Source organism: Flavobacteriales bacterium (assembly GCA_016716605.1).
In the GTDB taxonomy this organism is placed as follows: domain Bacteria; phylum Bacteroidota; class Bacteroidia; order Flavobacteriales_F; family PHOS-HE28; genus PHOS-HE28.
This window is the reverse complement of record JADJWA010000001.1, coordinates 1,297,557-1,324,397: the sequence shown is the minus strand read 5'-3', so window position 1 is coordinate 1,324,397 and position 26,841 is coordinate 1,297,557. Positions and strand designations below refer to the sequence as shown.

11 protein-coding genes and 1 tRNA gene are annotated in these 26,841 nt (G+C 63.7%); 11 read left to right on the top strand and 1 reads right to left on the bottom strand.

Annotation, left to right across the window (positions count from 1 at the left end; translation table 11 throughout):
• Nucleotides 1–46: 46 nt before the first annotated feature.
• From IPM12_05185 to IPM12_05170, 4 genes are read left to right on the top strand one after another with little or no spacing between them, the layout of a single operon-like run.
• Complete coding sequence (locus IPM12_05185) at nucleotides 47–436, top strand: ribonuclease P protein component (GenBank protein ID MBK9147202.1); 390 nt, start codon at nucleotides 47–49, stop codon at nucleotides 434–436.
• Entirely contained in the window at nucleotides 429–677 is a 249-nt protein-coding gene (gene yidD, locus IPM12_05180; GenBank protein ID MBK9147201.1) for a membrane protein insertion efficiency factor YidD, read from the top strand. Before IPM12_05185 ends, yidD begins: the two co-directional genes overlap by 8 nt.
• A complete protein-coding gene (locus IPM12_05175) occupies nucleotides 664–2,337 on the top strand; it encodes a S41 family peptidase (GenBank protein MBK9147200.1) in 1,674 nt (557 codons plus the stop codon). The genes yidD and IPM12_05175 overlap by 14 nt, the downstream gene beginning before the upstream one ends.
• 12 nt (nucleotides 2,338–2,349) lie before the next feature.
• The gene (locus IPM12_05170) at nucleotides 2,350–3,924 is read left to right on the top strand and encodes an O-antigen ligase family protein (protein ID MBK9147199.1); all 1,575 of its coding nucleotides are present in this window, start codon (nucleotides 2,350–2,352) and stop codon (nucleotides 3,922–3,924) included.
• Here IPM12_05170 and IPM12_05165 read toward each other — a convergent pair.
• Nucleotides 3,890–4,636, bottom strand: a complete 747-nt coding sequence (locus IPM12_05165) for a glycosyltransferase family 2 protein (protein MBK9147198.1) — start codon at nucleotides 4,634–4,636, stop codon at nucleotides 3,890–3,892. The genes IPM12_05170 and IPM12_05165 overlap by 35 nt on opposite strands.
• A 186-nt stretch (nucleotides 4,637–4,822) precedes the next feature.
• On the opposite strand from IPM12_05165, the gene IPM12_05160 reads away from it, so the two are divergent.
• The 7 genes from IPM12_05160 to IPM12_05130 all read left to right on the top strand — a co-directional run bounded on the left by IPM12_05160 (nucleotide 4,823) and on the right by IPM12_05130 (nucleotide 26,839).
• Nucleotides 4,823–4,894 (top strand) — tRNA-Arg (locus tag IPM12_05160).
• 131 nt (nucleotides 4,895–5,025) lie between these two features.
• Complete coding sequence (locus tag IPM12_05155) at nucleotides 5,026–6,018, top strand: gliding motility-associated C-terminal domain-containing protein (GenBank protein MBK9147197.1); 993 nt, start codon at nucleotides 5,026–5,028, stop codon at nucleotides 6,016–6,018.
• Complete coding sequence (locus IPM12_05150; GenBank protein MBK9147196.1) at nucleotides 6,015–6,950, top strand: type IX secretion system membrane protein PorP/SprF; 936 nt, start codon at nucleotides 6,015–6,017, stop codon at nucleotides 6,948–6,950. The genes IPM12_05155 and IPM12_05150 overlap by 4 nt, the downstream gene beginning before the upstream one ends.
• Before the next feature lie 13 nt (nucleotides 6,951–6,963).
• A complete protein-coding gene (locus IPM12_05145; GenBank protein MBK9147195.1) occupies nucleotides 6,964–16,281 on the top strand; it encodes a gliding motility-associated C-terminal domain-containing protein in 9,318 nt (3,105 codons plus the stop codon).
• A 4-nt stretch (nucleotides 16,282–16,285) separates the two neighbouring features.
• The gene (locus IPM12_05140; protein MBK9147194.1) at nucleotides 16,286–17,203 is read left to right on the top strand and encodes a type IX secretion system membrane protein PorP/SprF; all 918 of its coding nucleotides are present in this window, start codon (nucleotides 16,286–16,288) and stop codon (nucleotides 17,201–17,203) included.
• Between the two features lie 193 nt (nucleotides 17,204–17,396).
• On the top strand, nucleotides 17,397–25,919 hold the full coding sequence (locus tag IPM12_05135; GenBank protein MBK9147193.1) for a gliding motility-associated C-terminal domain-containing protein: 8,523 nt from the start codon (nucleotides 17,397–17,399) through the stop codon (nucleotides 25,917–25,919).
• Nucleotides 25,916–26,839, top strand: a complete 924-nt coding sequence (locus IPM12_05130) for a type IX secretion system membrane protein PorP/SprF (GenBank protein ID MBK9147192.1) — start codon at nucleotides 25,916–25,918, stop codon at nucleotides 26,837–26,839. The genes IPM12_05135 and IPM12_05130 overlap by 4 nt, the downstream gene beginning before the upstream one ends.
• Nucleotides 26,840–26,841: the final 2 nt, after the last annotated feature.

The window sequence follows — 26,841 nt, the reverse complement described above, 5'->3', positions numbered from 1 at the left end:
ACGGTCCGTCACCGCGCCAACCATCGGCGCACACAATCGGCGCCGCATGGCAAAGCAGCGGAATACCTTCACCAAGAGCGAGCGCCTCTGCGGGCGATTGCGCCTGAAGGAAGTGGCCACCACCGGGATCGCCCTGCATGAGCCGCCCTTCCGCTTGGTGGGCAAGCTCATGGCGCTGCCCACTGCTGCGGCGGCTCAAGCAGCGTTCGCCGTGCCGAGCCGCAACCTGAAGCGCGCCGTTGACCGCAACCGCATGAAACGCCTGATGCGTGAGGCCTATCGCCTGCACAAGCACGGCCATCTCGCCGCCCTCGCCGCACGCGAGCAGCAGTGCGCATGGCTCTTCATATTCCAAGGGAGGGCGCCGATCACATTTTCCGAGACGCGCATCAGACTAACGCGCGCCCTTGACCGTTGGATGAGCCAGCATGGATAAAGTCCTCGCGCTGCCGTTGATCGCCCTGGTGCGCCTGTACCAAGGCGCCATCTCACCTCTGCTGCCCGGCGCATGCCGCTACACGCCGAGTTGCTCCGAGTACGGACTGACCGCCCTGCGGCGCCATGGCGCGTTCCGCGGCGGATGGCTCACCCTCAAGCGCTTTCTATCTTGTCACCCGTGGGGGGGCCATGGACACGACCCCGTTCCTGAAGCACACCAGAAGCATGAACACGCGTAGCACCTCGCTCGCGCCGCGTTGGCGCACCTGGACCATAGCCGGAGCCATCGCACTCGGCGGGGCCGTCACGATCGCCGCAGGCGACAATTACTTCGAGATCGGCAAGAACCTCGAGATCTTCACCGACCTGTACAAGGAGCTGAACATCTACTACGTGGATGATACGCAGCCCGGAAAGCTGATGAAGACCGGGATCGATGCGATGCTCAACTCGCTCGACCCTTACACCCAATACATCCCCGAGAGCGACATCGAGGACTACCGCTTCCAGACCACCGGGCAGTACGGGGGCATCGGGGCCCTGATCAAGCGCAAAGGCGAACGCGTGCTGGTGAGTGAGCCCTATGAGAACTTCCCCGCCATGAAGGCCGGCATATGGGCCGGTGATGAGATCGTGGAGGTCGACGGGCGCAAGGTGGCCGGCATGAACACCGACGAAGTGAGCAAGTTGCTCAAAGGGCAGAGCGGCACCACGGTGAAGGTGGTCACCCTGCGCAATGGCAGCACCAGCACCCATGATCTCACGCGCGAGGAGATCAAGATCCCCGACGTGCCCTACAAAGGCATCGTGGACCAGGCCAACCAGGTGGGCTACATCAAGCTCAACGCATTCACGCAGAGCGCCAGCGCTGATGTGCGCACGGCAATGAAGGACGTGAAGGAGCAGGGCGCCAACAAGCTCATCCTCGACCTGCGCGGCAACGGCGGAGGCCTATTGCGCGAAGCCGTGAGCATCGTGAACCTCTTCGTGCCGAAGAACCAGCTCGTGGTGGAGACCCGCGGACGCATCGGCGAATGGGACAAGACCTATAAGACCCTGAGCGAGCCCATGGAGGCCGAGATGCCGCTCGTGGTGCTGGTCGATGCCCAGAGCGCCAGCGCGAGCGAGATCGTGAGCGGCGCGCTGCAGGACCTGGACCGCGCTGTGATCGTGGGCGACCGCACCTTCGGCAAGGGCCTGGTGCAGCAGACCAAGGACCTGATCTACAACAGCAAGCTGAAGGTGACCGTCGCCAAGTACTACATCCCCAGCGGCCGCTGCATCCAGAAGCTCGACTATGCGCACCGGGACAGCTCGGGCAGGGCCACCGAGGTGGAAGTGGCCGGCAGCGCATCCTTCAAGACGCGCAACGGCCGCAAGGTGGAGGAGGGCCGCGGGATCATGCCCGATGTGGAAGTGATGGAGCCCGAGCTCGCCAAGGTGGTGGGTGGCCTCTTCGAGGCCGACCTCTTCTTCGACTTCGCCACGCGATTCCGTGCTGAGAATGCGGAGATCGGCCCGGCCGAGGACTTCAGGATCACCGATGCGCTCTACCGGTCGTTCGTCGATTTCGTGAAGGACAAGCAATTCGAATACGACACCGAGAGCATGGAGGCGCTCGCTGCGCTCACCGAGAAGGTGAAGAAGGAGCGCTACTACGAGCATGCCGAGGATGAGCTCGATGCGCTGCGCAAGGAGCTCGCACCCGACCGCACGGAGGACCTGGAACGCTTCCGCAGCGATATTGAAGAAGTGCTCCGCAGCGAGATCGTGGCGCGTTACCACTTCCAGACCGGCAGGGCCAAGGCCGCTTTGAGCACGGACCCATACGTGAAGAAGGCCATCGATCTTTTCGCGACGGGTGGAGTGGCGCCCATCCTTTCCGGCTCGAGGAACTGATCGGTCCGCGCGATGCAGCGAGCCGGACTGCGCATCGCCTTCCAACGCACGCATGCGGCCGCGCTGGCCCTCTGCGCCATATTCCTTCCCTGGAGCACTGCTTTCCTCAGCATGGCCCAGATGCTGCTCGCCGCGAATTGGATCGCCGGGGGGATCGTGCTGGGCGATTGGCGCGCGCGATGGGCATCGGCGCTAGGTGCTCCCGCCCTCGTGTTCTCCTCTTTCTTCGCCTTGCATGTAGCGGGCCTGATCTGGACCGATGATCTGGATTGGGGCCTTGACCTCTGCCGGATCCTGGCGCCTGTGCTCGTCTTCGGCGTGATCCTCGGCGGCAGCGAGCGGCTGGGCCCTACAGCATTCAACCTGATCCTGCGCCTCGGGGCGTGGAGCGCCATCGCCAGCGGAGCTTTCGGCCTGGCCTTCACTGAAGCGACACCCGGCGATTACCGCGGGCTGTCGATCTTCATCAGCCATATACGCCTTGCGCTCCTGTTGTGCATGGCCATAGCCGTGCTGCTGTGGCGCCTGCCGTCCGGAACCTGGCTCCGGGCCGCGCATGTGGTCGGGGTGGCCCTCGCGCTGTACCTGCTCGCGCGCCTTGGAAGCATCCAGGGCTTCGTGATCCTCGGCCTCATCGCGAGCCACGCCGCATGGCGCTGGTCGGTGAGCGCACCGCCGATCAAGCGATGGATGGTGCGCTCCGCCATTGCCCTTTTGATCGCCGCGCCCTTGATCGCGATCCGATCCGCCTGGAATGAACGTCTGGGCATATCGCATGAACGCCTGGAGGAAGCCAGCGCGGGCGGTGAGCGCTACCACCACGACACGCTCAGCACGCAGACAGAGAATGGCACGCACGTATGGACATACGTGGCTTGGGGAGAACTGGCCCGTGCATGGAAGCACCGCAGCAGCGCCGATCTATATAGCACCGATGCCCTCGGTCATCCACAGCTGTCCACGCTGGCGCGCTATCTCTCCTCCAAGGGCCTCCGCAAGGACAGCCTCGGCGTGATGGCGCTCACCGATGCCGATGTGCGCGCCATTGAGCAGGGTGTGCCCAGCGCGCACCGCAGCGCATGGTCCTTGAAGTCGCGCATGGACGAGGTGCTGTTCGAGTTGGAGCAGTACCGGAGCTCAGGGCGCGCCGATGGGCACTCCGTGGCCATGCGAATCGAGTTCCTGCGCGCAGGCTGGGCTATCGCTCGCGCCAATTGGCTGCACGGCGTGGGCACCGGCGACACCCAGCGGTCATTCGATGCGCATTATGAGCGCACCGGAAGCAAGCTGTCCGCGAAGTGGAGGCTCCGGGCGCACAACCAGTACCTCACGCTGTGGATCTCCTTCGGTATCCTGGGCCTGCTTTGGTCGCTCATCACCTGGTGCTGGCCTGCCTGGAGGCTCGGTGCCTGGCGGCACCCGCTCTTCAGGGCCTGGTCTATCGCCTTCGGCATCTCGTGCCTCACCGACGACACGATTGAGACACAGGCCGGAGCCACCTTCTTCGCGCTGTTCTATGCGCTGCTGGTGTTCGCGGCGCCAAAGGCCGGTCTCAGCCGCCCAGCTCCCGCAATTTCCGGTACTTGAGGCGAACCGAACGGGCGCTGAGCACGGCGATCCTCCATCCCGCCCAACCGTCGAGGAAGCCGAGCTGGAGCACGTAGCCCTGAACGAACCTGAACGCCGGTGCGAACCAGAGCTTCCACCACGACGCCTGCTTGCCGCGCTCCTTCATGGATCGCGCGTGCAGCGCGCTGTAGCGCTCGATCCGATGGACGTGGTCCTGTACGCTGCGGTAGCTGTAATGCAGCAGGTCGCCGCGCAGATCGGTGATCGCGCAACCGTTCGGCAGAACGAGCTCCTCATGCACGTGATCGCCCTGCCAGCGGGAGCCCTCCTTGGGGAATAGGCGCACCTTGGCATCCGGGTACCAGCCGCCGTGGCGCACCCAATGCCCACAGTAGTTGGTGAGCCGCTTCAAGCGGTAAGCGCCGGAGAGGCCTTGCGCGCTGTGCCGCAGCAGATCGGCGCGCAGCTCATCGCCCAGCGCTTCGTCGGCATCGAGCGAAAGGATGTAGCCATGGCGAGCGAGGGCATTGGCGAAGTTCTTCTGATCACTGTATCCCTTCCAGGCGCGCTCGTGGACGATCGCACCGTGCGCCATGGCGATCGCGCGCGTGGCATCGGTGCTCTCAGCGTCCACCACCACCACCTCATCAGCCAAGCCCTGCAACGATTCCAGGCAACGCCCGATGTTGGCCTCCTCATTGCGCGTGATGATGACCGCTGAGATGCGCACGGCGGAAAGCTACGCTGGCGCTCGTCTGGGTACTGGCGCAGACCGCTTCCCAGTGCACGGCGATGGCGCGATCGATGGGGCGAGCGCGCGCAACGGCCCCGGCTGCGTTCCGATCACGGCCTACTTTCGCGCCCGCTCGCCGCTTCCTGGCCGCTCTTCGCGCAAGTCGCTGGCGGATCGTCGCCGGACCCCATAGTTCAATGGATAGAATAGGAGTTTCCTAAACTCTTGATCCAGGTTCGACTCCTGGTGGGGTCACTTGCCGGCTGCGCGCCCCCTCAACAGAACGCTGTGTGAAAATGCGCTGCGGCCCGCGCCGGGCGCCGAGCGGGCTGCGGGCAACTTGCGGCGGGGCAGTGCGCGCGTGCGCGTGCCCCTTGCACGCACCCATGCGCCTGGCCCTCATCTCCCTGCTTTCGCCGCTCGCGGTGGGCACCTTCGCGCAGCCTGCCAACAGCGATTGCGCAACCGCATCGCAGCTCTGCGCGCAGCAATCCGCCACCGGGAACAACACCGGCGCCAATGGCGCGGTGCCGGCGTTCTGCCAGCCCGGTGGCAACCAGGTCTGGTACACCTTCACAGCCAACAGCGTGGGCGGTGCGGCCATCGTATCGCTCACCAGCATCAACTGCCCGCTGGTGGGCGGCATGGACAATGAGCTGAGCATGGCGGTGCTCTCCGGCACGCCCGATTGCAACCCGGCTTCTTTCAGTGCAGTGGGAGCCTGCGCCACCGACAGCCTGCCCTTCAGCATCACCACGCAGCCGCTCACGCCAGGGGCGCAATACTGGGTGGTGGTGAGCGGTGCGCAGAACAACGGCGCCACGGCGGCGGCGCAGTGCGATTTCACGATCAGCGTGAGCGGCCCCGGGGCTGATGTGGTAGGCGTTGACTTCACGGCAGGGCCTGATGCGGAGATCCCGCAGGGCGGCGCCGTGCAGCTCGATGCCGCAGGCGGCACCACCTACGATTGGTCGCCCACCAGCGGCCTCAGCGGCAACGGCATCCCTGATCCCATCGCCAACCCATCGAGCACCACCACATACACGGTGACCACCACCATCAATGGCTGCACCTACACGGATACGGTGGTGGTGGATGTGGTGCGGCTGGTGAATCCGCCCAACACCTTCTCGCCCAACAGCGATGGCCGCAACGATGCCTGGGAGATCCCGGGCATCCAGGATTACCCCGGTGCGGTGGTGATGATCTACGACCGCTGGGGCCAGCGCGTGTTCAATAGCAATGGCTACCGCGAGCCATGGGACGGCACGCGCAATGGCCGACCGCTGAGCGAGGGCACCTACTACTACTACATCGAGCTGAACCCGCTCGAGGGCCGCTCCGATCCCTACCTCGGCTTCGTATCGATCATAAGATGAGGCCCGCGCTGCTCCTTCCCTTCGCGCTCTTGGCCATGGCCGTGCAGGGGCAGCAGCTCGCGCAGTACACGCAATACGTGTTCAACCACTTCAGCGTGAACCCGGCCGTGGCGGGCAGCAAGGACTGCCTCGATGTGCGCCTGGGCTACCGCCGCCAATGGGTGGGGTTCGATGGCGCCCCCAACACCGGCTGGGCCAGCTTGCATGCATCCATCCAGAAGAAGGGGGCGGTGAAGAAGAACAAGCATGGCGTGGGCTTCTTCGCCGAGAGCGATCAGGCCGGAAACTGGGGCTACACGCGGCTCTCGCTCGCCTATGCGTACCACATCCAGATGTCGCGAGACTACCACGTGAGCATGGGCTTCTTCGGCGGGGCGCAGCAAGTGAAGTACGACGTAGGTGCCAGCACCCTGGTCGACTACAACGACCCCGCGCTCAATAGCCGAGCAAACACGCTGGTGGCGCCGGAGATCACACCGGGCCTCTTCCTGTACAACAAGAAGGCCTGGGGCGGCATCAGCATCCACCAGATCCTCGCTAACCGCATCAACGGAATCGGCACCGATTCAAGGCTGGCCCGGCAGCTCATGCTCAGCGGCGGCTACAAGTACCGCATCGGGCGCAACGTATCGCTGGCGCCTAGCCTGCTGCTGAAGAAGAGCAAGGCCGCGCCTTGGGCGCTCGACATCAACGGCATGGTGGAGTGGAACCGCAAGTTCGGCCTCGGGGTAGGCTATCGCGCCGGTGACGCGGTCACCTTCAACATGAAGGTGAGCTTCGCCAAGATCATGCAGCTGGGCTACAGCTACGACGTGACCACCTCGCGCCTGCGCTTCGGCAGCTCCAACACGCACGAGATCATCCTCGCCATCACCCCGTGCAGCCAAGAGAGCATCGGCCGCCGAGCCATCAACTGCCCCGCCTTCGACTAGAACCTGATCCGCGATGCGCACCCACTACCGCCACCTTCTGATCGCCGCCGCGCTGCTCCTGCTTACCGCCACCACGGCGCTGGGCCAGCGCCGCACCCTGTATTGGGTGGGCGGCAGCGGCGCCTGGAGCGATGCCGCGCACTGGAGCCTGACCGAGCGCGGACCGGGCGGCGCCGGGATTCCCGGGGCAAGTGACGATGCAGTGCTTCGGACGCAAGGCGAAGCAGTGGTGGGGATCGAAGGCAATGCACGCTGCAACAGCCTGCGCGTGGATGCGCGTGAAGGTTTCGCGCGCTTCACCGGTGCTCCCGGCAATGAGCTGCGCGTGCATGGCGACTTCGTGCTGAATGGAAGCGTGCATTGGGCCTTCGATGGCACCGTGCGCTTCTCGGGCGATGGACAAGGGCGCGAGATCGATGCGCGCGCGATCCCGATGCGCGGCCAGCTGCGCTTCGATGGCGGCGGTTCGTGGAGCATCGTGAGCGACCTGCACCTGACCGAAGGCGACATCATCTGGCGGGAGGGAACCGTGCATGCGGCGGGCGCCCTCGTGCGGGCGCGTACCCTTTGCAGCGAAGGGCGCGGCGCGAAGCGCTTGATGGCCGGCCGCAGCGTGATCCAGCTGGCGCAGGCCCCGGAGCTAGGAGTGATCGATCGCGTGGTGGAGCAGCAGCAAGCCGTGATCACGGTCGGCAATGCACCGATCAGCGCTGACCTCGCCATTCCGCCTGCTGGTGATGAACGCGATGTGGTGGTGTGCGCCACCGGTGGTGGGCAAACGCCCTTCGTGGCCACGACCTCCGCCACGACCGACTACAACGGATTCAACATCAGTTGCCGGGGCGAATGCGACGCGACCATCACCGTGAACGTGACCGGTGGCGTGGGTCCCTTCACCTACTCATGGCTCTTCGGTGGCCCGAATACGCAGACATGGGCAGGTGCCTGCGGCGGTCCGCAGATCGTGGTGGTCACCGATGAAGGTCAAGGGGTGAGCTGCGGCGTACCGATCAATGTCACTGAACCCAGCCCTCTGGGCGTGATCTTCTTCGGCGCTGGCACGCCTCCTACCTGCGCTGGTGTGTGCAATGGATCAAGGACGGCGCTGGCCATCGGCGGCACCGGTGCTCCCACCTACAGCTGGAACAACGGCGCTGGCACTGGATCGAGCTTCAACCAATTATGCGCTGGCATCAATACGCTCACCATCACGGATGCCAACCTCTGCACCTTCGATACCACCTTCACCTTCGACCTGGAACCGATCACGCCCAACCTCACCTTCACGGATGTAACGTGCAACGGGGTCTGCGATGGAACCGCGAGCGTGAACCCCACCGGAGGCACGCCGGCGACCAGCGTTACCTGGGCACCACCGCCGGGCGCGGGACAGGGCACCAACAACGCCACCGGACTTTGCGCGGGGCCGTACAGCGTGCTCTTGGTCGATGCGAACGGCTGCGACACCACGATCAACTTCATCATCAATGAACCGCCGCCGATCGTACCGAACCCGGCGCAGACCGATGCGAGCTGCTTCGGCGCATGCGATGGAACGGCCACGGTGAATCCCAGCGGAGGGATTGGGCCATACAGCTATGACTGGGTGCCGCCACCCGGCGGCGGCCAGAGCACCAATGCCGCCACCGGCCTGTGCGAGGGCAACTACACCGTCACCATCACCGATCAGGCCACGAATTGCACCACCACGCAAGACTTCACCATCGCCGCGCCGCCTGAGATCGACGTGCAGGGAACGGTGACGCCCGCGAGCTGCTCAGATGCGTGCGATGGGGAGATCAGCATCATCATCTCAGGGGTGCTGCCGCCCTTCACCATCACCTGGTCGCCTAACGTTGCGGGCCAGGGCACACCGAACGCCACCGCGCTCTGCCCTGGTGATTACAGCGTGACGGTAGCCACGCCCAATGGCTGCGACACCACGCTCACCTTCAATGTGCCTTCGCCGCCTCCCATCAACGCGCAGCTCACGCCGGTTGATGCCAGCTGCGCAGGTGTTTGCGATGGCGAGGCATCGGTGACCGTCTCTGGCGGAACGCCGGGCTACACCTATTTGTGGGCGCCGAACGTGAACGGTCAGGGCACGCCCAATGCCACCGGGCTGTGCGCAGGCAACTACACCCTGCTAGTAGCCGATGCGAACGGTTGCGATACGCTCATCGCCTTCGTGATCAATGAGCCGCCGCCATTGATGGTGACACCGAGTCAGACGGATGTGACCTGCGGCAGTGCCTGCGATGGCACCGCGAGCGTGACGGTGACCGGAGGCGCACCGGGCTACACCTACCTGTGGACGCCGAACGTGACGGGCCAAGGCACTCCGGACGCCACGGATCTCTGTGCAGGCCCGTACGCTGTGCTGATCACCGATGCGAACGGATGCACCATCACGCAGGCCTTCACCATATTGGATGCCGTGCCGTTGGAAGTCTCGCTGCAAGTGCTGCCTGCGAGCTGCCCGGACGCGTGCGATGGATCAGCGGGCGTGATCGTCACCGGCGGAGCAGGACCATACGCCTACGACTGGCAACCGCCGCCTACCGGCCAAGGCACGCCGAACGTGACGGGCCTTTGCGCGCAAGCCTACACCCTGCTCATCACCGATGCCGTGGGCTGCGATACGCTCATCGCCTTCACGGTGCCCGCTCCGCCGCCGATCACGGTGGTGAGCACCATGAATGATCCGACGTGCTCCGGCGATTGCAGCGGCAGCATCGGCGTGCAGGCCAGCGGCGGCAACGGCGTGTTCACCTACACATGGGTGCCGGACGTAACGGGCCAAGGCACGCCGGATGCGACGCAGCTCTGCGCGGGCAACTACCAAGTGACCATCGCCAGCGGTGGGTGCGATACCACGCTCACCTTCATCCTTGTTGATCCACCTCCGATCGATGCGGTGCTGACCACTGCGGACCCAACGTGCGCTGGAGAATGCGATGGCACGGCCACGGTGACAGTTACCGGTGGAACCCTGCCGTTCGCCTACGTGTGGACGCCCAATGTGACAGGCCAAGGCACCCCGAATGCAACGGAGCTGTGCCCGGGCAACTACACCGTGCTGGTCTCGGATGCGCTGGGCTGCGACACGCTCATCGCCTTCACCATCAATGAGCCGCTACCGATCGCGGTGGACCTCGTGACCACACCAGCAAGCTGCGGAGGCGCCTGTGATGGCACAGCCACCGCTACTGTCAGCGGTGGAACGGAGCCGTACCAATATGATTGGCAAGCGCCTCCTGGCGCAGGCCAAGGCACGCCCAACGCCACCAACTACTGCCCCGGCGCCTACACGCTCACCGTGACCGACGCGAATGGCTGCACGGTGGTCACGCCCTTCGCTATCACTACGCCATCGGGCATCGATGCGCAATTCTCCTCCACGCCAACGAGCTGCGGCGACGTGTGCGATGGCACCGCCACCGTGACCGCGACCGGTGGTGTTGAGCCCTACACCTGGCTATGGGATCCCTTGCCCGGTGGCGGCCAAGGCACGGCGAACGCAACCGGGCTCTGCCAAGGCATCTACACGCTGCAGATCACGGATGCCGCGCAATGCGACACGGTGCTCTTCATCAACATCACCGGACCGACGCCGATCGAGCCGAACGCCTCGCAGACCGATGAGGATTGCAACGGGCCCTGCAACGGCACTGCCACGGTGAACCCTACAGGCGGCAGCGGACCGTACACCTTCGTATGGAGCCCGCTCCCACCGGTCGGCCAAGGCACCAATAGCATCGCGCAGCTCTGTCCGGGCCTGTGGACGGTAGTAATCACCGATGCCACGGGCTGCGACACCACCGTGGTGTTCGACATCCTGCCGAAGGTGCCGCTCGACAACAACCTCACATGGACAGATGCCACCTGCCCGAACCAATGCGATGGGACCGCGAACGTGGCGGTCACCGGAGGCATACCGCCATACACATACGTGTGGGCTCCTGACCCGCCGAATGGGCAAGGCACGGCATCTGTCTCCGGTTTGTGCATCGGCCTCTGGAATGTGCAGGTGTTCGATGCCGTGGGCTGCCTGGCATCAACGCCCTTCTTCGTGGATGCCCCGGCACCGTTCGATGCAGCGCTGGTTGTTTCACCGGAGAGCTGCGCTGGCCCATGCACCGGCGCTGCTTCGGTAACACCAAGCGGTGGCACCGGACAGATCAATGTGCTATGGTTGCCGGGCGGTCAGACCACCACGCAAGTCACAGGCCTCTGCGCGGGAACCACGTACAGCGTCACGCTCACGGACGCTACCGGATGCGACAGCACCTTCACCTTCACGGTTGACCCCTTCGATCCGATACAGGCCAACAGCAGCAGCACGCCGGTGAGCTGCGCAGGCGCGTGCGATGGCACCGCCACCGTGGGACCGACCGGCGGCACCGCGCCATACACCTACATGTGGATGCCGGGCATGCAGGACACGCAGCAGGTCACCGACCTCTGCGAGGGCGTGTACACCGTGACGATCACCGATGCGAACAACTGCAGCATCGACGCGCAGGTGATCGTCACCGGCCCACCAGCAATCGATGCGAACGCCACCGTGACGCCGATCTCCTGCAACGGGCAATGCGATGCTTCCATCGAGTTGAACGCTTCAGGCGGCACGGGCAACTACACCTACACCTGGACGCCCATCCCTCCGAACGGACAAGGACAATCGAGCGCGACGAGCCTCTGCTCTGGAACTTGGGACGTGGTGATCACTGACGACAGTGGCTGCAGCGCACCATTCTCCTTCGAACTGACCGAGCCCGCAGCGCTCACCTTGAGCGTGACTGCGACACCGAGTGAATGCCAGGTCTGCATCGGCACCGCAACGGCAACCGTTGGGGGCGGCACCGATCCGCTCACGGTTGAGTGGTACAGCGCTGGCGGCAGCCTGGTGGGCGCTGGGGCGAGCATCTCCGATCTCTGCGCAGGCGTTTACACCGTGGTGGTCACTGACGCCAACGGATGCACGCTTCAGCAAGCAGTTCCGATCACTGACTCGGCGGGTGAGGACATCACGGCGAACGACGGAAGCACAAGCTGTCCGAACACCTGCGATGGCAGCGTGAGCGTGGACTTCGTGTGCGCCGATGCGCCGTGCGTGATCGCATGGTTCGACGCGCAAGGCAATGACCTCAACCAGAATGGCAACTCGCTCTCGAACCTCTGCCCCGGCGATTACCTCGTGCAAGTCACGAATGCATCGGGCTGCGTGAGCATCGATACAGCAACGGTGGTGGCGCCTGCGCCCACTGATCTGCTCAGCAGCAGCACGCCCGTGAGCTGCGCGGGCGAGTGTGACGGCACGGCCACGGTTGGTGTGAGCGGTGGCGTTCCGCCTTACACGTGGACCTGGTCGCCTGAACCGGGCGGCGGCCAAGGCACTCCACTCGCCACGGGCCTTTGCGCGGGCGTGTACACAGTGCTCATCAGTGACAATGGCGGATGCGACACCACCGCGCAGGTGCTCATCATCGAACCGCTGCCGCTTGCAGTTGATGCGGTGGTCACGGGCATCGCATGCTCAGGCGCTTGCAATGGCAGCATTGCGCTCACCATCACCGGTGGAACGCAGGCTTACACCGTGGTGTGGAACCCGGTTCCGCCGAACGGACAGGGCGTTCTCACGGCCACGGATCTCTGCGCGGGGCAATACACAGTGACGGTGACCGATGCCAATGGCTGCTCCTTCAATGCGAGCTACGACGTGAGCGAGCCGCAGCCTTTGCAAGCGAGCGTGAGCACCACGGCGAGCACCTGTCCGAATTGCGATGGCCAGGCCACAGCGACCATCACGGGCGGCACCGCGCCGTACGCTGTGAACTGGTACCTCGGCGGCGTGCTCGTGGGCGCGGGAGAGAGCATCAGCAACCTCTGCGGCGGCCTTTATGCGGTGGAGGTGACGGATGACAATGGCTGCACCGTCACGCAAGTGGTGCAAGTGAGCGATAGCAATGCCGAGGCGCTTACGCCCGTGAACGGCCAGACCACTTGCGGCAACTCATGCGGCGGCTCGGTGAGCGTGAGCTTCGTGTGCACTGCACCTCCCTGCAACCTGGTGTGGTTCGATGCGGGCGGCAACGTGATCGCGGTGAATGAAGGCGTGGTGGACAGCTTGTGCGTCGGCATCTATACGGCGCAAGTGACCAATGGCAGCGGCTGCGTGAGCTTCGCCGATGCTGAGGTGCTGCCCTCGCAGACGATCATACCCAACCTGAGCAGCACGCCCGTTTCGTGCTCAGGCGCATGCGATGGCACGGCCACCGTGGGCCCGACCGGCGGCATTGAGCCCTACACCTATCTGTGGTCGCCTGGTGGTGAGGACACGCCACAGGTCACCGGCCTTTGCGCCGGCGTTTACGATGTGCTCATCACCGATTCCACCGGTTGCGATACGACCGTGCAAGTGCTCATCACTGAGCCGCAGCCGCTTGATTTCAGCGCTACCGTGCAGGATGTGCTGTGCACTGGCGATTGCAATGGATCGGTCACCGTAATCGCCACGGGCGGCACGCAGCCCTACAGCTATGCTTGGTCACCGAATGCGAACGGGCAGGGCACACCAACGATCACGAATCTCTGCCCCGGCACCTACACGCTGACCGTGACGGATGCGAGCGGATGCAGCGCCACGCAGGACTATGCGGTGAATGAGCCGCAACCCCTGCAAGCGGTCCTGAGCACCACCCTGAGCGAATGCAGTCTTTGCAATGGCACAGCGACCGTTGCGGCGAGCGGCGGCACGGCGCCCTATTTCATCACCTGGCTGAGCGGTGCCTCGATCATAGGAACAGGGGATACGATCGTTGACCTGTGCGCGGGACTCTACGATGCCATCATCACCGACGCCAACGGATGCAGCATCACGCAGCTCTTGGCGATCAGCGATGCCGATGGCGAGCAGCTCACCATGTCCGATGGCATCACCAGCTGCCCCGGCGATTGCGACGGCACTGTGAGCGTTGACTACACCTGCTCTCAGCCCCCATGTAGCACAGCTTGGTTCGATGCGAGCGGCAACGACCTGAACGAGCCGGGCAACACCCTGAGCAACCTGTGCGCGGGCCTCTACCTCGTGCAGGTCACCAACGGCACCGGCTGCATCACCATCGACACGGCCTTCGTCACGGAGCCGGATCCCATCTTAGCCAACCTGAGCACCACGCCAGCCACCTGCGCGGGCTTCTGCGATGGCACGGCGACCGTAGGCCCAAGCGGCGGACAAGCGCCATACGAGATCCTCTGGCAGCCGAGCGCTGAGACCACGCCGACCATCACGGGTCTCTGCGCCGGACAGATCAGCGTCACCATCACCGATTCGGCGGGCTGCTCGATCACACAGGATGTGCTGATCCTGGAGCCGCAGCCGCTCAGCATCACGGACACGATAACGCCCATCACCTGCAACAGCGCATGCGACGGGGCCATCGCCGTGGTGGTCACAGGTGGCATTCAGGCCTACACCTACCTCTGGAGCCCAGCGCCTCCGGGCGACCCCACGCAGCCCACGATCACGGGCCTCTGCGCCGGCGATTGGACGGTGACCGTGACCGATGCCAATGGTTGCACCTTGTCCGAGACCTTTACGCTAGTTGATCCGCCGGTGCTCCTGGCGCAAGTGGCCACCACCGGCAACCTCTGCTACGGCGATTGCGAGGGCACCGCGACCGCGACCATCAACGGAGGTGTTGCGCCTTACGCGATCAACTGGCTCGATGCGGTCGGGAATACGATCGCGCAAGACACACTCGACGTGAGCAACCTGTGCGCAGGTGATTACACGCTGAATGTCACGGATGCGAACGGCTGCCTGCTCAATGTGCCCTTCACCATCACCCAGGGCGATGCGATCGAGGCCAACCTGCTGTGGACGAACGAGACCTGCTTCGGCCCTTGCGATGGCACCGCATCGATTACGCCCAGCGGCGGGGCTGAGCCCTACGCCATCGATTGGCGCGATCCCGTTGGCAACCTCATCGCGCAGGATGTGACCACCGTGGGCGGGCTCTGCGCAGGAACGAATACCGTGACGATCACCGATGCGCTGGGCTGCGACACCACCTACGCCTTCACCGTGCTGCCCTACACCTTAATCACCGACAATGCCACGGTGACCAACGTGCAGTGCAACGGCGATTGCGACGGCAGCATCGTGCTGGACCCGACGGGCGGCATCGGCGCATACAGCTACGCCTGGGACCCGGTTCCGCCGAACGGCCAGGGCAATGCATCGGCCACCGCGCTCTGCCCCGGCACCTATACGGTCACGATCACGGACGGTGTGGGCTGCAGCCAGGTGTTCAGCTATGACATCACGGAGCCGCCAACGCTCAATGTCGTCGTGGATCAAGTGGTGGATGCGAGCTGCGCGACCGCGAGCGACGGAGCGATCAGCGTGACCGCGAGCGGAGGTACGCCGGGCTACACCTTCGGATGGAACGGTCCCGGCGGATTCAGTTCAGCCAATGAGGACATCAGCAACCTGGCTCCGGGCAGCTATACGCTCACCATCACGGATGACAACGGCTGCACCACCTCGGTCACGGTTGATGTGGGTGCGCTCGCGACAGTGGTCGCGGATGCCGGTTCGGACCAGACCGAATGCTCTGGTGTGGGCGTAACCCTTGATGGCACCAACAGCACGGGTGCGGTGAACTATGCCTGGTTCGATGATCAGGGCGAACTGATCAGCGGATCACCTGTGCTCGATCTGGGCGGCCTCGCGCCTGGCAGCTACACCTTCACGCTCACCGTGAGCGATGGCCCATGCTCAGACAGCGATCAGGTCACCGTCACCATCCTCGACCTGCCCATCGCCGATGCGGGTCCGGACCAGGTGATCTTCCTCAGTGAGACCGCTCAGCTTGGCGGAGCGCCCACGGGCCCTGCAGGATCGACCTACCTCTGGCAGCCCGATTCGCTGCTGAACAATGCCAGCATCGCCGACCCGATTGCCGATCCATCGGAGACCACATGGTTCACGGTGCTGGTCACTGCTCCCAACGGTTGCGTCGCCCTGGACTCAGTGCTGGTCACGGTTGTGCCCGAAGTGGTCATCACCAACGGCTTCACACCGAACGGCGATGGTTGGAACGACGCTTGGGTGATCGACTACATCGACCTCTTCCCGGAGTGCGAGGTGGAGATCTACAATCGTTGGGGCGACATGCTGTTCCGCAGCGTGGGCTACAAGACTCCGTGGGACGGCCGCTATTCGGGCGGCTTTGTTCCGGTCGGCACCTACTACTACGTGATCAAGCTCAACGACCCGCGCTTCCCCGACCCTTACACCGGTCCGCTCACCGTGATCCGCTGAAGCCATGAAGAACCTCCGCCTCCTGTTCCTGATCGCCGCGGTGCTCATGGCCGCATTGCCCACGCATGCCCAGCAACTGCCGCAGCTCACGCAGTACATGCACAACGACTACATCTTCAACCAGGCCGTGGCAGGCAGCCGCGCGGCCTTCGAGCTGCGCAGCGGCCACCGCTACCAATGGGTGGGCGTGCAGGATGCGCCGCGCACCTTCACACTGAGCGGCCATTCGGCCATTGGCAGGCGCATGGGGGTGGGCGGGTACCTCTATACCGATCACGTGGGCCCTACGCGTCGCACGGGCTTTCAGCTGAGCTATGCCTACCACATCCCCATCACTGAGGAGCTCAAGCTCGGCTTCGGCCTCGGCTTCGGCATGCTGCAATTCTTGATTGATGGATCGAAGATCACCTTCCGCGATCAAGGCGACCCGGCGCTCGACGATCAGCTGCGCGGCGAAGTGAAGCCCGACGCTACTTTCTCCTTCCTGCTGCACCACCCGCGTTTCTGGGTCGGGGCAGCTGCGCCGCAATTGCTCAACACCGAAGTGAAGTTCCTGCATGAGAACACCGGCACGCTCAGCCGCATGGAGCGGCACTACTACGCCATGGGGGGGTATCGACTGCCTGTAGGAGAGGATTTCCGGATCGAGCCAAGCTTCATGCTGAAGTACGTTGCCCCCGTGCCGATGAAGCTCGATGTGAACCTGACCGTCCGCTACAAGGAGACCGTGTGGATCGGCGCCGGCTACCGCACCAACGATGCTTGGTGCGCGATGATCGGCTACTGGCATAAGAAGCAATTCCAGTTCGGCTACAGCTACGATGTGATCACCAGCAACCTGCGCAACTACAGCACGGGCACGCACGAGGTGACCCTGGCCGTGACCATACAGAAGCAAGGCCGGGAGCGCCCAGCGGAGTAACTGCAACGCCGGCGGCGCGTCCAGCGCAGGTGCACGCAACGCTGGTTTCGTCGACTCGACGCAGCCCGTGGTCGATAAGCCCTAGAGCGACGGGCCTTTGCTTGACCCTGCAGGGCTATACTGCCGTACTTTGCGGCCCCTTTTCGCGAAACCGCTGGGCACTCCCTTGGGCACCTTGAACTTCCTATCCAGTATGACTACGCGCCTGATGCTCGGAGCTCTGCTGCTCTCTGGAGCCATGGACGCCGCTGGCCAGGTGTGCATCGCTGATCAGGATCAGCAATTCGACGCCTGCACGGGGGAGTTCTATGACTCGGGCGGCGGCGCCGGCAACTACGGCAATAATGAGGATGTCACTGTCACCATCTGTCCAACCGGTGGCGCAGGATCCGGTCCGTCCACTTCGGTCCGGTTCATCACATGGAATATCGCGGGCGGCCTGCCTCCAGGCGACCAATTGGAGGTCTTCGACGGCGTGGGCATCCTTGGCCCATTGCTCAATGCCGGCACCAGCACGAACTCACTCGCCGGCCTCACCTTCACCAGTTCTGATGCTTCGGGTTGCCTCACCTTCCGTTGGCGGAGCGACGCGGTGGGCAATGCTGCGGGCTGGTTCGCGCGCATCGTCACCACACCATGGCCGGGCACCAACGGCAATAGCACGGTTTGCTCGAACGGGGCGAATGTGAATCTCTTCAACCTGCTTGGTGATTCACCCGATGCGGGGGGAGCTTGGACTGCTCCCGGTGGTGCGCCGCACAGCGGAACATTCGTCCCGACCAACGACCCCGGCGGCGTTTACACCTATACGCATGCGGGCACCGCTCCTTGCCCGGATGCCAGCGCCACGGTGACCGTGACCAAGGTGCAGGCGCCGAACGCGGGCACGAATGGAACGGCCACGTTCTGTGCGACTGGATCATCTGCGGCGCTGATTAATTTCCTCGGAGGGTCACCTGATCCCGGAGGATCGTGGACGGGTCCGGGCGGAGCCCACAGCGGCACCTTCAATCCGGCATCGGATCCAGCAGGCACGTATACCTATTCGGTCACCGGCACCCCGCCTTGCGCGAATGCATCGGCCACGGTGATCGTTACGGTGAACCAGCCGGCCAACGCGGGCACGAGCGGAAGTACAAGCGTATGCAGCAACGATGCTGCCTTTCAACTGTTCAGCGTGCTCGGCGGCAGTCCGCAGCCCACCGGCGCGTGGACAGGTCCCGGCGGCGGTCCCGTAGTGGGCACCTATACACCCGGCACATCAACGCCCGGTGTGTACACCTATACGGTGCCCGGTGCGCCGCCTTGTCCTTCAGCCGTGAGCACGGTAACGGTGCTGCAAACCACCACGCCCAATGCTGGCCAATCGCGCAGCATGACGGTATGCAGCGATGATGCACCCTTCAGCATGGTGGCGCAACTGCTCGGAACGCCCGATGGCGGCGGAAGCTGGGTGGGTCCCGGTGGTCCGCATGGCAATCAGTTCAACCCAGCGAGCGATCCTGCTGGGGCCTATGTGTACACCGTGGCAGGCACTGGACCGTGCGCGGATGCTTCCTCGACGCTCATGATCGCGGTGAACCAGCGGCCTGATGCGGGGACCAATGGCAGCATCACACTCTGCTCCACCGATGGCGTCTTCAACCTGTTCACGGCCTTGGGCGGAAGCCCGAATGTGGGTGGCACGTGGCGAGATCCGCTGAATAACCCGCATTCGGGCAGCTTCACCCCCGGTAGCAGTTTGCCGGGCACTTATACCTACACCGTGACAGGCGTGCCGCCATGCGCTCCGACCAGCGCCACGGTTGGTGTTGTCGTGAACACGGCACCAAATGCCGGTGCCGGAACCAGCATCACGCGGTGCTCGAACGACCCGATCGTGGATCTCTTCGCGCTGCTCACGGGCAATCCGGATGTCGGAGGCACTTGGACCGGTCCAGGCGGACCCCACAATGGATCCTTCGATCCGGCGAGCGATCCGCCGGGCTCTTACACCTACACCGTTGCGGGCCTTGCGCCATGCACGAACTCCGCAGCAACGATCAACGTGACCGTGAATCCCGCGCCGAGTGCAGGCACCAGCGGCAGCATCACCGTTTGCGGAAACGATGCATCGTTCAGCCTCATCGGATTGCTCGGCGGCTCGCCGAATGCCACAGGCACGTGGACTGCTCCGGGCGGCGGGGCCTTTGGCGGGACATTCAATCCCGCATCAAGCACGCCGGGCGTTTACACGTATACCGTCACGGGCCTGGCGCCATGCGTGCCCGCGACGGCCACGGTCACTGTGAACGTGGTTGCACCGCCGAATCCTGGAACCAACGGCAGCATCACGGTGTGCAGCAGCGATGCAGCGGTTGATCTCTTCAGCCTGCTGGGCGGCAATCCGCAAACCGGCGGCACATGGACAGCGCCTGGAGGCGGTGCGCACAACGGCACCTATCAACCGGGCACACAAGCGGGCGGCAACTACACCTATACCGTGCAAGGCGACAGCCCCTGCGGCCCATTGAGCGCTGTAGTGCAGGTGACCCGCGTTATCGCACCGAACGCCGGGGTGAACGGGACCATCACCGTGTGCAGCACCAATGCGCCCTTCGATATGCTGGGCGTGCTCGGCGGCAATCCGAATGGCACGGGCCTTTGGCTCGATGCCGCGAACCAGCCCGTATCTGGCACCTTCACGCCGGGCACCACTGCGCCGGGTAATTACAAGTACGTGGTGCTCGCCACGTCGCCGTGCGTGAATGATACAAGCTCCGTGACGGTGAACGTGAACCAGGCGCCCAACGCCGGAACCAACGCCGCGACGGTGGCCTGCAGCAATGATGCGCCCTTCGATCTGATCAATGTGCTCGGCGGCAATCCGGATGGCGGTGGCAGCTGGACACGACCGAACGGAACCGCGCATAGCGGCACATTCACGCCGGGGCAGAGCGCGCCAGGTGGATACACCTACACGGTGCCGGGATTGACGCCATGCTTGGCGGCAAGCGCTGTGGTAACGGTGAGCGTGACCACGGCGCCGAACCCTGGCACGGGAGGTTCGATCACACGGTGCAGCAACCAAGGGCAGGTGAACCTGTTCATGCAGCTCAGTGGCAATCCGAACAATGGTGGTACCTGGGGCGGGCCGGGCGGTGCGCATTCGGGCTTCTTGAATCCGGCGACCGATGCTTCGGGCGATTATGTGTACACGGTTCCAGGCACGGCGCCATGTGCGAATGCTAGCGCCACAATCAATGTCACGATCAATCCAGCACCGAACGCTGGTGGCGATGGCAGCATCACCATATGCCAAGGCACAGCCAGCGTGGATCTTTTCACCGTGCTCACAGGCAGCTTCGACCCGAATGGAACGTGGACCGAACAAGGCACTCCCACGGGCCAGCTCAGCGATAACTTCTTCAACTGCGGCAGCCTGCCGCCAGGGACCTACGAGTTCCGCTATGAAGTACCAGGCATCGGAAGCTGCGCCGCCGACCATGCGGATGTGGATGTGATCATCGTGGCCTTGCTCGATGCAGGCACCGATGGCACGCTGCCCGCATGCAGCAGCAACAGCGCGGTGAACCTCTTCAATGGATTGGGCGGCAATCCCCAGCCGGGCGGTCAGTGGATCGACTTGAACAGCACAGGTGCTTTGAGCGGACAGTTCTTCAACGCCACGCAGGTCGCCGCTCCCGGCAGCTATCAGTTCCGTTACCGCCTCACGGGGGCGCTGAGCTGCGCTGCTGATTCTGCGACGGTGACCGTGAACGTGACGCCGGCGGCGAATCCGGGCTGCGATGGCACTGCTGTCTTCTGCAGCACGGAGAACACTTCATTTCCGCTGATCGATTATCTGGGGTGCTCGCCGCAGCCGACCGGTGGTCAGTGGCGTCGTGATTCTCCAGGAGGAGCGCCCGCGTCACCGAGCTACAACCCTACCATCCACTTTCCCGCCACCTTCTTCTACGTCTTCAACCAAGCATCGCCCTGTACAACCGTGTTCGCATCGGTGACGGTCACTGAGGTGGATGGTCCAAACGCCGGCCTGCCCAACGCTGTTCAGGCTTGCAGCAACGATCCGGCCTTCAACATGACAGCCGCGCTCAATGGCAATCCGGATGCCGGTGGGCAATGGTTCTTCAATAACACGCCCCACGGCCCCACCTTCACGCCAGGGCTCGATGCACAAGGCGTCTATGAGTACAGGGTCGCGGGCACTCCACCTTGCGCCCAGGTCTCCGCATCACTCACGGTGAGCGTGACAACACGCGCGAATGCAGGCTGCAACGCATCAGTGAGTACCTGCACCAACTCAACACCCTTCCTGCTCTTCTCAGGCCTTACCTGCAATCCGGACAACAACGGCTTCTGGCTCGCGCCTGGTTTGGTGCCTCACCCTTCCGGGATTTTCACGCCCGGCTCGAGCGCGCCAGGCGATTATCTGTATGTGGTTGCGGGCAACGCGCCTTGCGCGAACGACACCGCCCTCGTGAGTGTCTTCGTGGATCCTGCGCCGAATGCCGGTTGCCCAGGCCCGGCTTCGCTCTGCACCGGTGGCGCCACGGTGAATCTCTTCAACTATCTGGGCTGCTCGCCCGATCCCTTTGGTACTTGGGAAGGGCCTGCTTCGTTGGGCAATCCGCCGTTCAATGGCTCCTTCACCCCCGGGGTGAGCACTCCCGGCTTGTACACCTACACGGTGACGAACGGCTGCGGCTCAGCATCGAGCAATGTGACCGTAGCCGTTGGCACTCCCGGCAATGCCGGCTGCAATGGCGCAGTGACGAAATGCTCCAATGACGGTGCGTTCGACATGCTCCTATTCCTCGGATGCAATCCGGAGGAGGGCGGAACCTGGCGCGGCCCATTGCCGAGCACCGCCAGCGTGAGCCAGGTCTTCACGCCAGGCACAAGTTTGCCGGGCACCTACGAATACGTGTTGGCGGGCACAGGCAGTTGCCCGGTGGCCACGGCTGCGCTCACGGTAACGATCACGCCTTTCCGTGAAGCTGGCGTGGGAACGAGCATTCCGTTGTGCGAGACCGATGGCGCTACACCGCTATTCCCGCTGCTCGGGCCAACCGCGATGACGGGCGGTCAGTGGTTCTTCAACAGCGTCACGCCTCATTCGGGAACAGTGCTGCCGAGCATCGATCAATCGGGCAATTACGTGTACCGCCACGCGGCCAACGGCGGGTGCCCGAAGGATTCGGCTGTGGTCGTAGTCACGATCCATGCCCAGCCGATTGCGGGCTGTGATGCGCTGACAACCACCTGCAGCAACGCGCCACCCTTTCTCTTGTTCAACCTCTTGACCTGTACTCCGGATGCCAACGGCGCATGGTTCAACCCATCAGGCGGCATCCACACGGGGATCTTCTCGCCCGGCATCGATGTGAGCGGCGCATACAAGTACCGCGTGCCGGGCAATAGCGGTTGCGCCGCTGATTCGGCTTACGTTACGGTACAGCAATTCACGGCCGTGGATGCTGGCGGGAACGGTGTGGCTCAGGTGTGCGGCAACGCCCCGTCCTTCCAGCTCATCAATCTCCTGCAAGGAGTACCGCAGCCAGGAGGCACCTGGTATGATCCGACCGGCGCCGTCCATAGCGGTTTGGGCACCTACACGCCCGGTGTTTCGCAGCCTGGCCAATACAAGTACAAGGTTTTCGGCACGAGCCCTTGTGCCAACGACAGCGCCTTCGTGAATGTGTTGGAGAGCGCAGCCCCGAATCCCGGCATTTCCACGCTCGGCCCCTTGTGCAGCAGCCAAGGTCCGGTGGCGCTCATCACCTTGCTGGGCGGCACGCCCGATGGCAACGGCGCGTGGACCTATAACAACAATCCCATCGGCCCGGTGATCGATCCGGATACGGCCGCGCAAGGGCAGTACACCTACACGGTTCCGGGAGTCTTTCCGTGCACGGACCTGAGCGCCACGGTGGTAATCACCATCACGGAGCAGGCAGTTGCAGGTGTTGGCGGTTCTATTACGGCATGCGAAGGATCAACAAGCATCGACCTGTTCGATGGCCTCAGTGACTACACCCCCGGAGGGCTCTGGAGCAACAACTGCGGGCTCGGCGTGCTCACTGGAGGAAGCTATGACGCGAGCGCCTTGGTTGCTGGCCAAGGCTGCACGTTCACGTATGCGCATGCTGCCGATGGCCCTTGCCCGGCCGCGAGCGCAACCGTGAGCCTGGGCATCGTCACAGCGCTTGATGCGGGCGGCGATAGTTCCGTGCAAGCCTGCCGCGGCGATGTGCTCGACCTGTTCGGCCTGCTGGGCGGATCTCCGCAAGCAGGCGGCTGCTTCGTGAACGTGGATAACGCATCGGGCGTGAATGGCTGCTTCACCTTCAACACGGGCGCCGTCGCGGGCGGCACAACTTGGCGATTCGATTACGTGCTGCCCTCGCTGCCGCAATGCCTGGGCGATACCGCCCGTGTGACGATCGAGGTGCTCGATGGGCCGTGGGCGGGCGTGGGCAACCAGTTGTCTTCGTGTTCCATCAGTGCACCGATCAATTTGGGCAATGGCCTTTCGGGCGGGCCGGATGCCGGTGGCCAATGGTTCAATCAGGACTGGGTCGCGATACCGGCCACCTATTTCCCGGGCAATGGATCCGGGGTGTTCCATTATGTAGTGGGTGGCGGCGGCATCTGCCCTGCTGATACGGCTACGGTTGAGCTGACCGTCACTCCAGCCTCGAACGCCGGTCTGAGCGCCCCATTCTCGATCTGCTCTACCGATGGGCCTTTCAACCTGTTCGGATTGCTGGGGCCGAATGCGCAGGCTGGCGGCAGCTGGCAGTACACCTCTGTTGTGCCTGCAATCAGCCACAGCGGCGTGTACAACCCTCAGTTCGACTCGCCCGGCAATTATGTGTACACCGTTCCAGGCAACAACCCATGCCCCAACGCAACGGCCACTGTCGTGGTAACCGAACCGCAGGCGCCGAATGCCGGAACGAATGCCTCCGTAGCCCTTTGCAGCAACAGCGGCACCGTCTTGATGCGGACCCTCTTGGGGGGGCAGCCTGCGGCCAGCGGTTCATGGGTTTATGTGACTGGCGGCAATGTGCCGCACGGTGAGAACTTCGATCCCGCGAGCGATTTGCCGGGCGAGTACCTCTACACCGTTGTTGGTGATGCTCCCTGCCCGAATGCCAGCGCAACGCTCACGCTCACGGTGAATCCCGCCACCAACGCCGGGACGAGTGATACCCTTCAGGCCTGCCTCACTCAAACGGACATCAATCTCTTCGCCGCTTTAGGGGCAGGTGCTCAAACCGGCGGGATTTGGAATGATGTGAACGGATCGGGCGCGCTCATTGGCAGCAGCTTCGACCCCTCCGTTGCTGGCAATGGAAACTGGCCATTCACGTACACGGTAGCAGGCATCTCGCCATGCACCACTTCGGTGGCCGCCATCACGGTGGAGGTGGGCGTGGGCGGCGCAGCGGGCGGCGATAGCATCGTTGTGGTTTGCGGCAACCTCACGGCCTTCAACCTCTTCACCGCTTTAAGCGGAAGCCCGCAGACGGGCGGTTCATGGACCGATGGATTCGGAACCGGTGCGCTCGGCCCCAACGGCATCTTGAACCCGAGCTTGTTGCCCTTCGGCGGGCAGTTTCCCTTCACCTACACCATCAACGACCCCAATTGCGGCTTGGTCACGGCCGTCGTGCGCGTCACGGCAGCGCCTTATCCCGTGGCGGGCATGGGTGCGAGCCTCACGCTCTGCAGCACATCGAGCTCAATTGACCTCTTCGATCAACTAAGCGGCGATCCGGATGTGGATGGGAGCTGGACTGATCCGAGCGGCCAAGCGCACGGCGATTTCTTCATCCCCGGAACGCACGCGCCCGGCGATTACACCTATACGGTTGCAGGCACCGCACCATGTGCCGACGCGAGCGCTGTGGTGAGCATCACCGTGAATGAACCGCCCAACGCTGGATCGGATGGCGCCTTGCTCGCCTGCGATACGCTGCAGTCGCTCGACCTCTTCACCGGGCTGCAAGGCTCGCCGCAAGCCGGTGGTGCATGGCAGGATTTGAATGGGTCCGGCGGCCTTTCGGGCGGAACGCTCAACACCATGAGCATCAATCCGGGAACCTATGCCTATAGCTACACGGTGAATGTTCCCGGGTGTGCGCCGGCCACGGCACAGGTGAGCGTGAATGTGGTGGGCGGGGTCGAGGTTAGCGATGTGCAGCGCGACTGCATCACGCGCGACCGCACGTACGTGGTCACCTTCATCATCACGGACGGCGATGCGGCATCCTATGAAGTGACCGGCCTCTCGGGTAGCATCAGCGCATCGGCACCATTCACCTTCACCAGTGAGCCGCTGCTCACCAGTCAGGATTTCGAGGCCATCGTACGTGATCAATACGGCTGCTCCGAAGTGCGCATCACTGGAGCCACCCCGTGCGATTTCGCCAACGACGTGTTCGTTCCGGAGAGCTTCTCACCCAACGACGATGGCACCAACGACCGTTTCGTGATCCCCGGCATCGAAGGCTTCCCGAGCAATAGCATCATCATCTTCAACCGCTGGGGCGCAAAGCTGTATGAGGCTTCGGACTACGACAACAAGGCGGTGGTGTGGGACGGCAGCACCGCGCAGGGCGAGGCTCCCGCAGGCACCTACTTCTATGTGCTCGACTTGGGCAACGGCAAGGATGCGCTCACGGGCTTCATCTACCTGAACCGATGAGGTGCAGCGTCCACATAGCCGTTCTCGCCCTTGCGCTCGCTGGCGTTCGCGCCTCGCATGCGCAACAGGACCCGCTCTACAGCCAGTACATGTTCAACATGCTGGCCGTGAACCCGGCCTATGCGGGCAGCGCGGACATCTTCACGGCAATGGCCCTGAGCCGCCATCAATGGGTGGGATTCGCCGGGGCGCCGAGCACGCAGACCCTGCTGGCCCACACGCCCCTGAAGACGGAGAGCATTTCGATGGGCCTCTCGGTGCTCAACGACCGGATCGGCCCTACACGGCAGACCGGCTTCTATGGCGACTGCGCTTACCGCATCCGCACCGGCAAGACCACCCGCCTTGCATTCGGTTTGAAAGGCGGCGCCAACCTGTATCAAGCCGATTTGGCGACGCTGGCCACCGTTGATCCCGATGCCGCCAATGCGAGCGTGCAAGGGAAGTGGCTGCCGAACTTCGGCTTCGGCGTGTTCTGGCATTCACCTACCTATTATGTCGGCCTCAGCGCGCCTAAGCTGCTCCAGAACGAGATTGACGCGGTGCCCGCCGCGGGCATCGTGACCGCCGTGGAGCGCAGGCATTGGTTCCTCGCAGCTGGCTATGTGATCGATATCGACCGCAGCGTGAAGTTCAAGCCCTCGATGATGCTGCGCATGGTGCAAGGCGCTCCGCTATCGGTGGATGTGAACGCCAACTTCCTTTTTCGCGAGCGCATCTGGTTGGGTGGCATGTACCGGGTGGGCAACGCCTTTGGTGTGCTGGGCCAATACCAGGTGAGCGATCAGCTGCGGATCGGTTACGCCTTCGACCTCACCACCACGCGCATCGGCGCCTACAATGCCGGCACGCACGAGCTCATGCTCAACTACGATCTGCGCTTCTTCACCGGACGGGCCTCCTCGCCGCGGCACTTCTGATC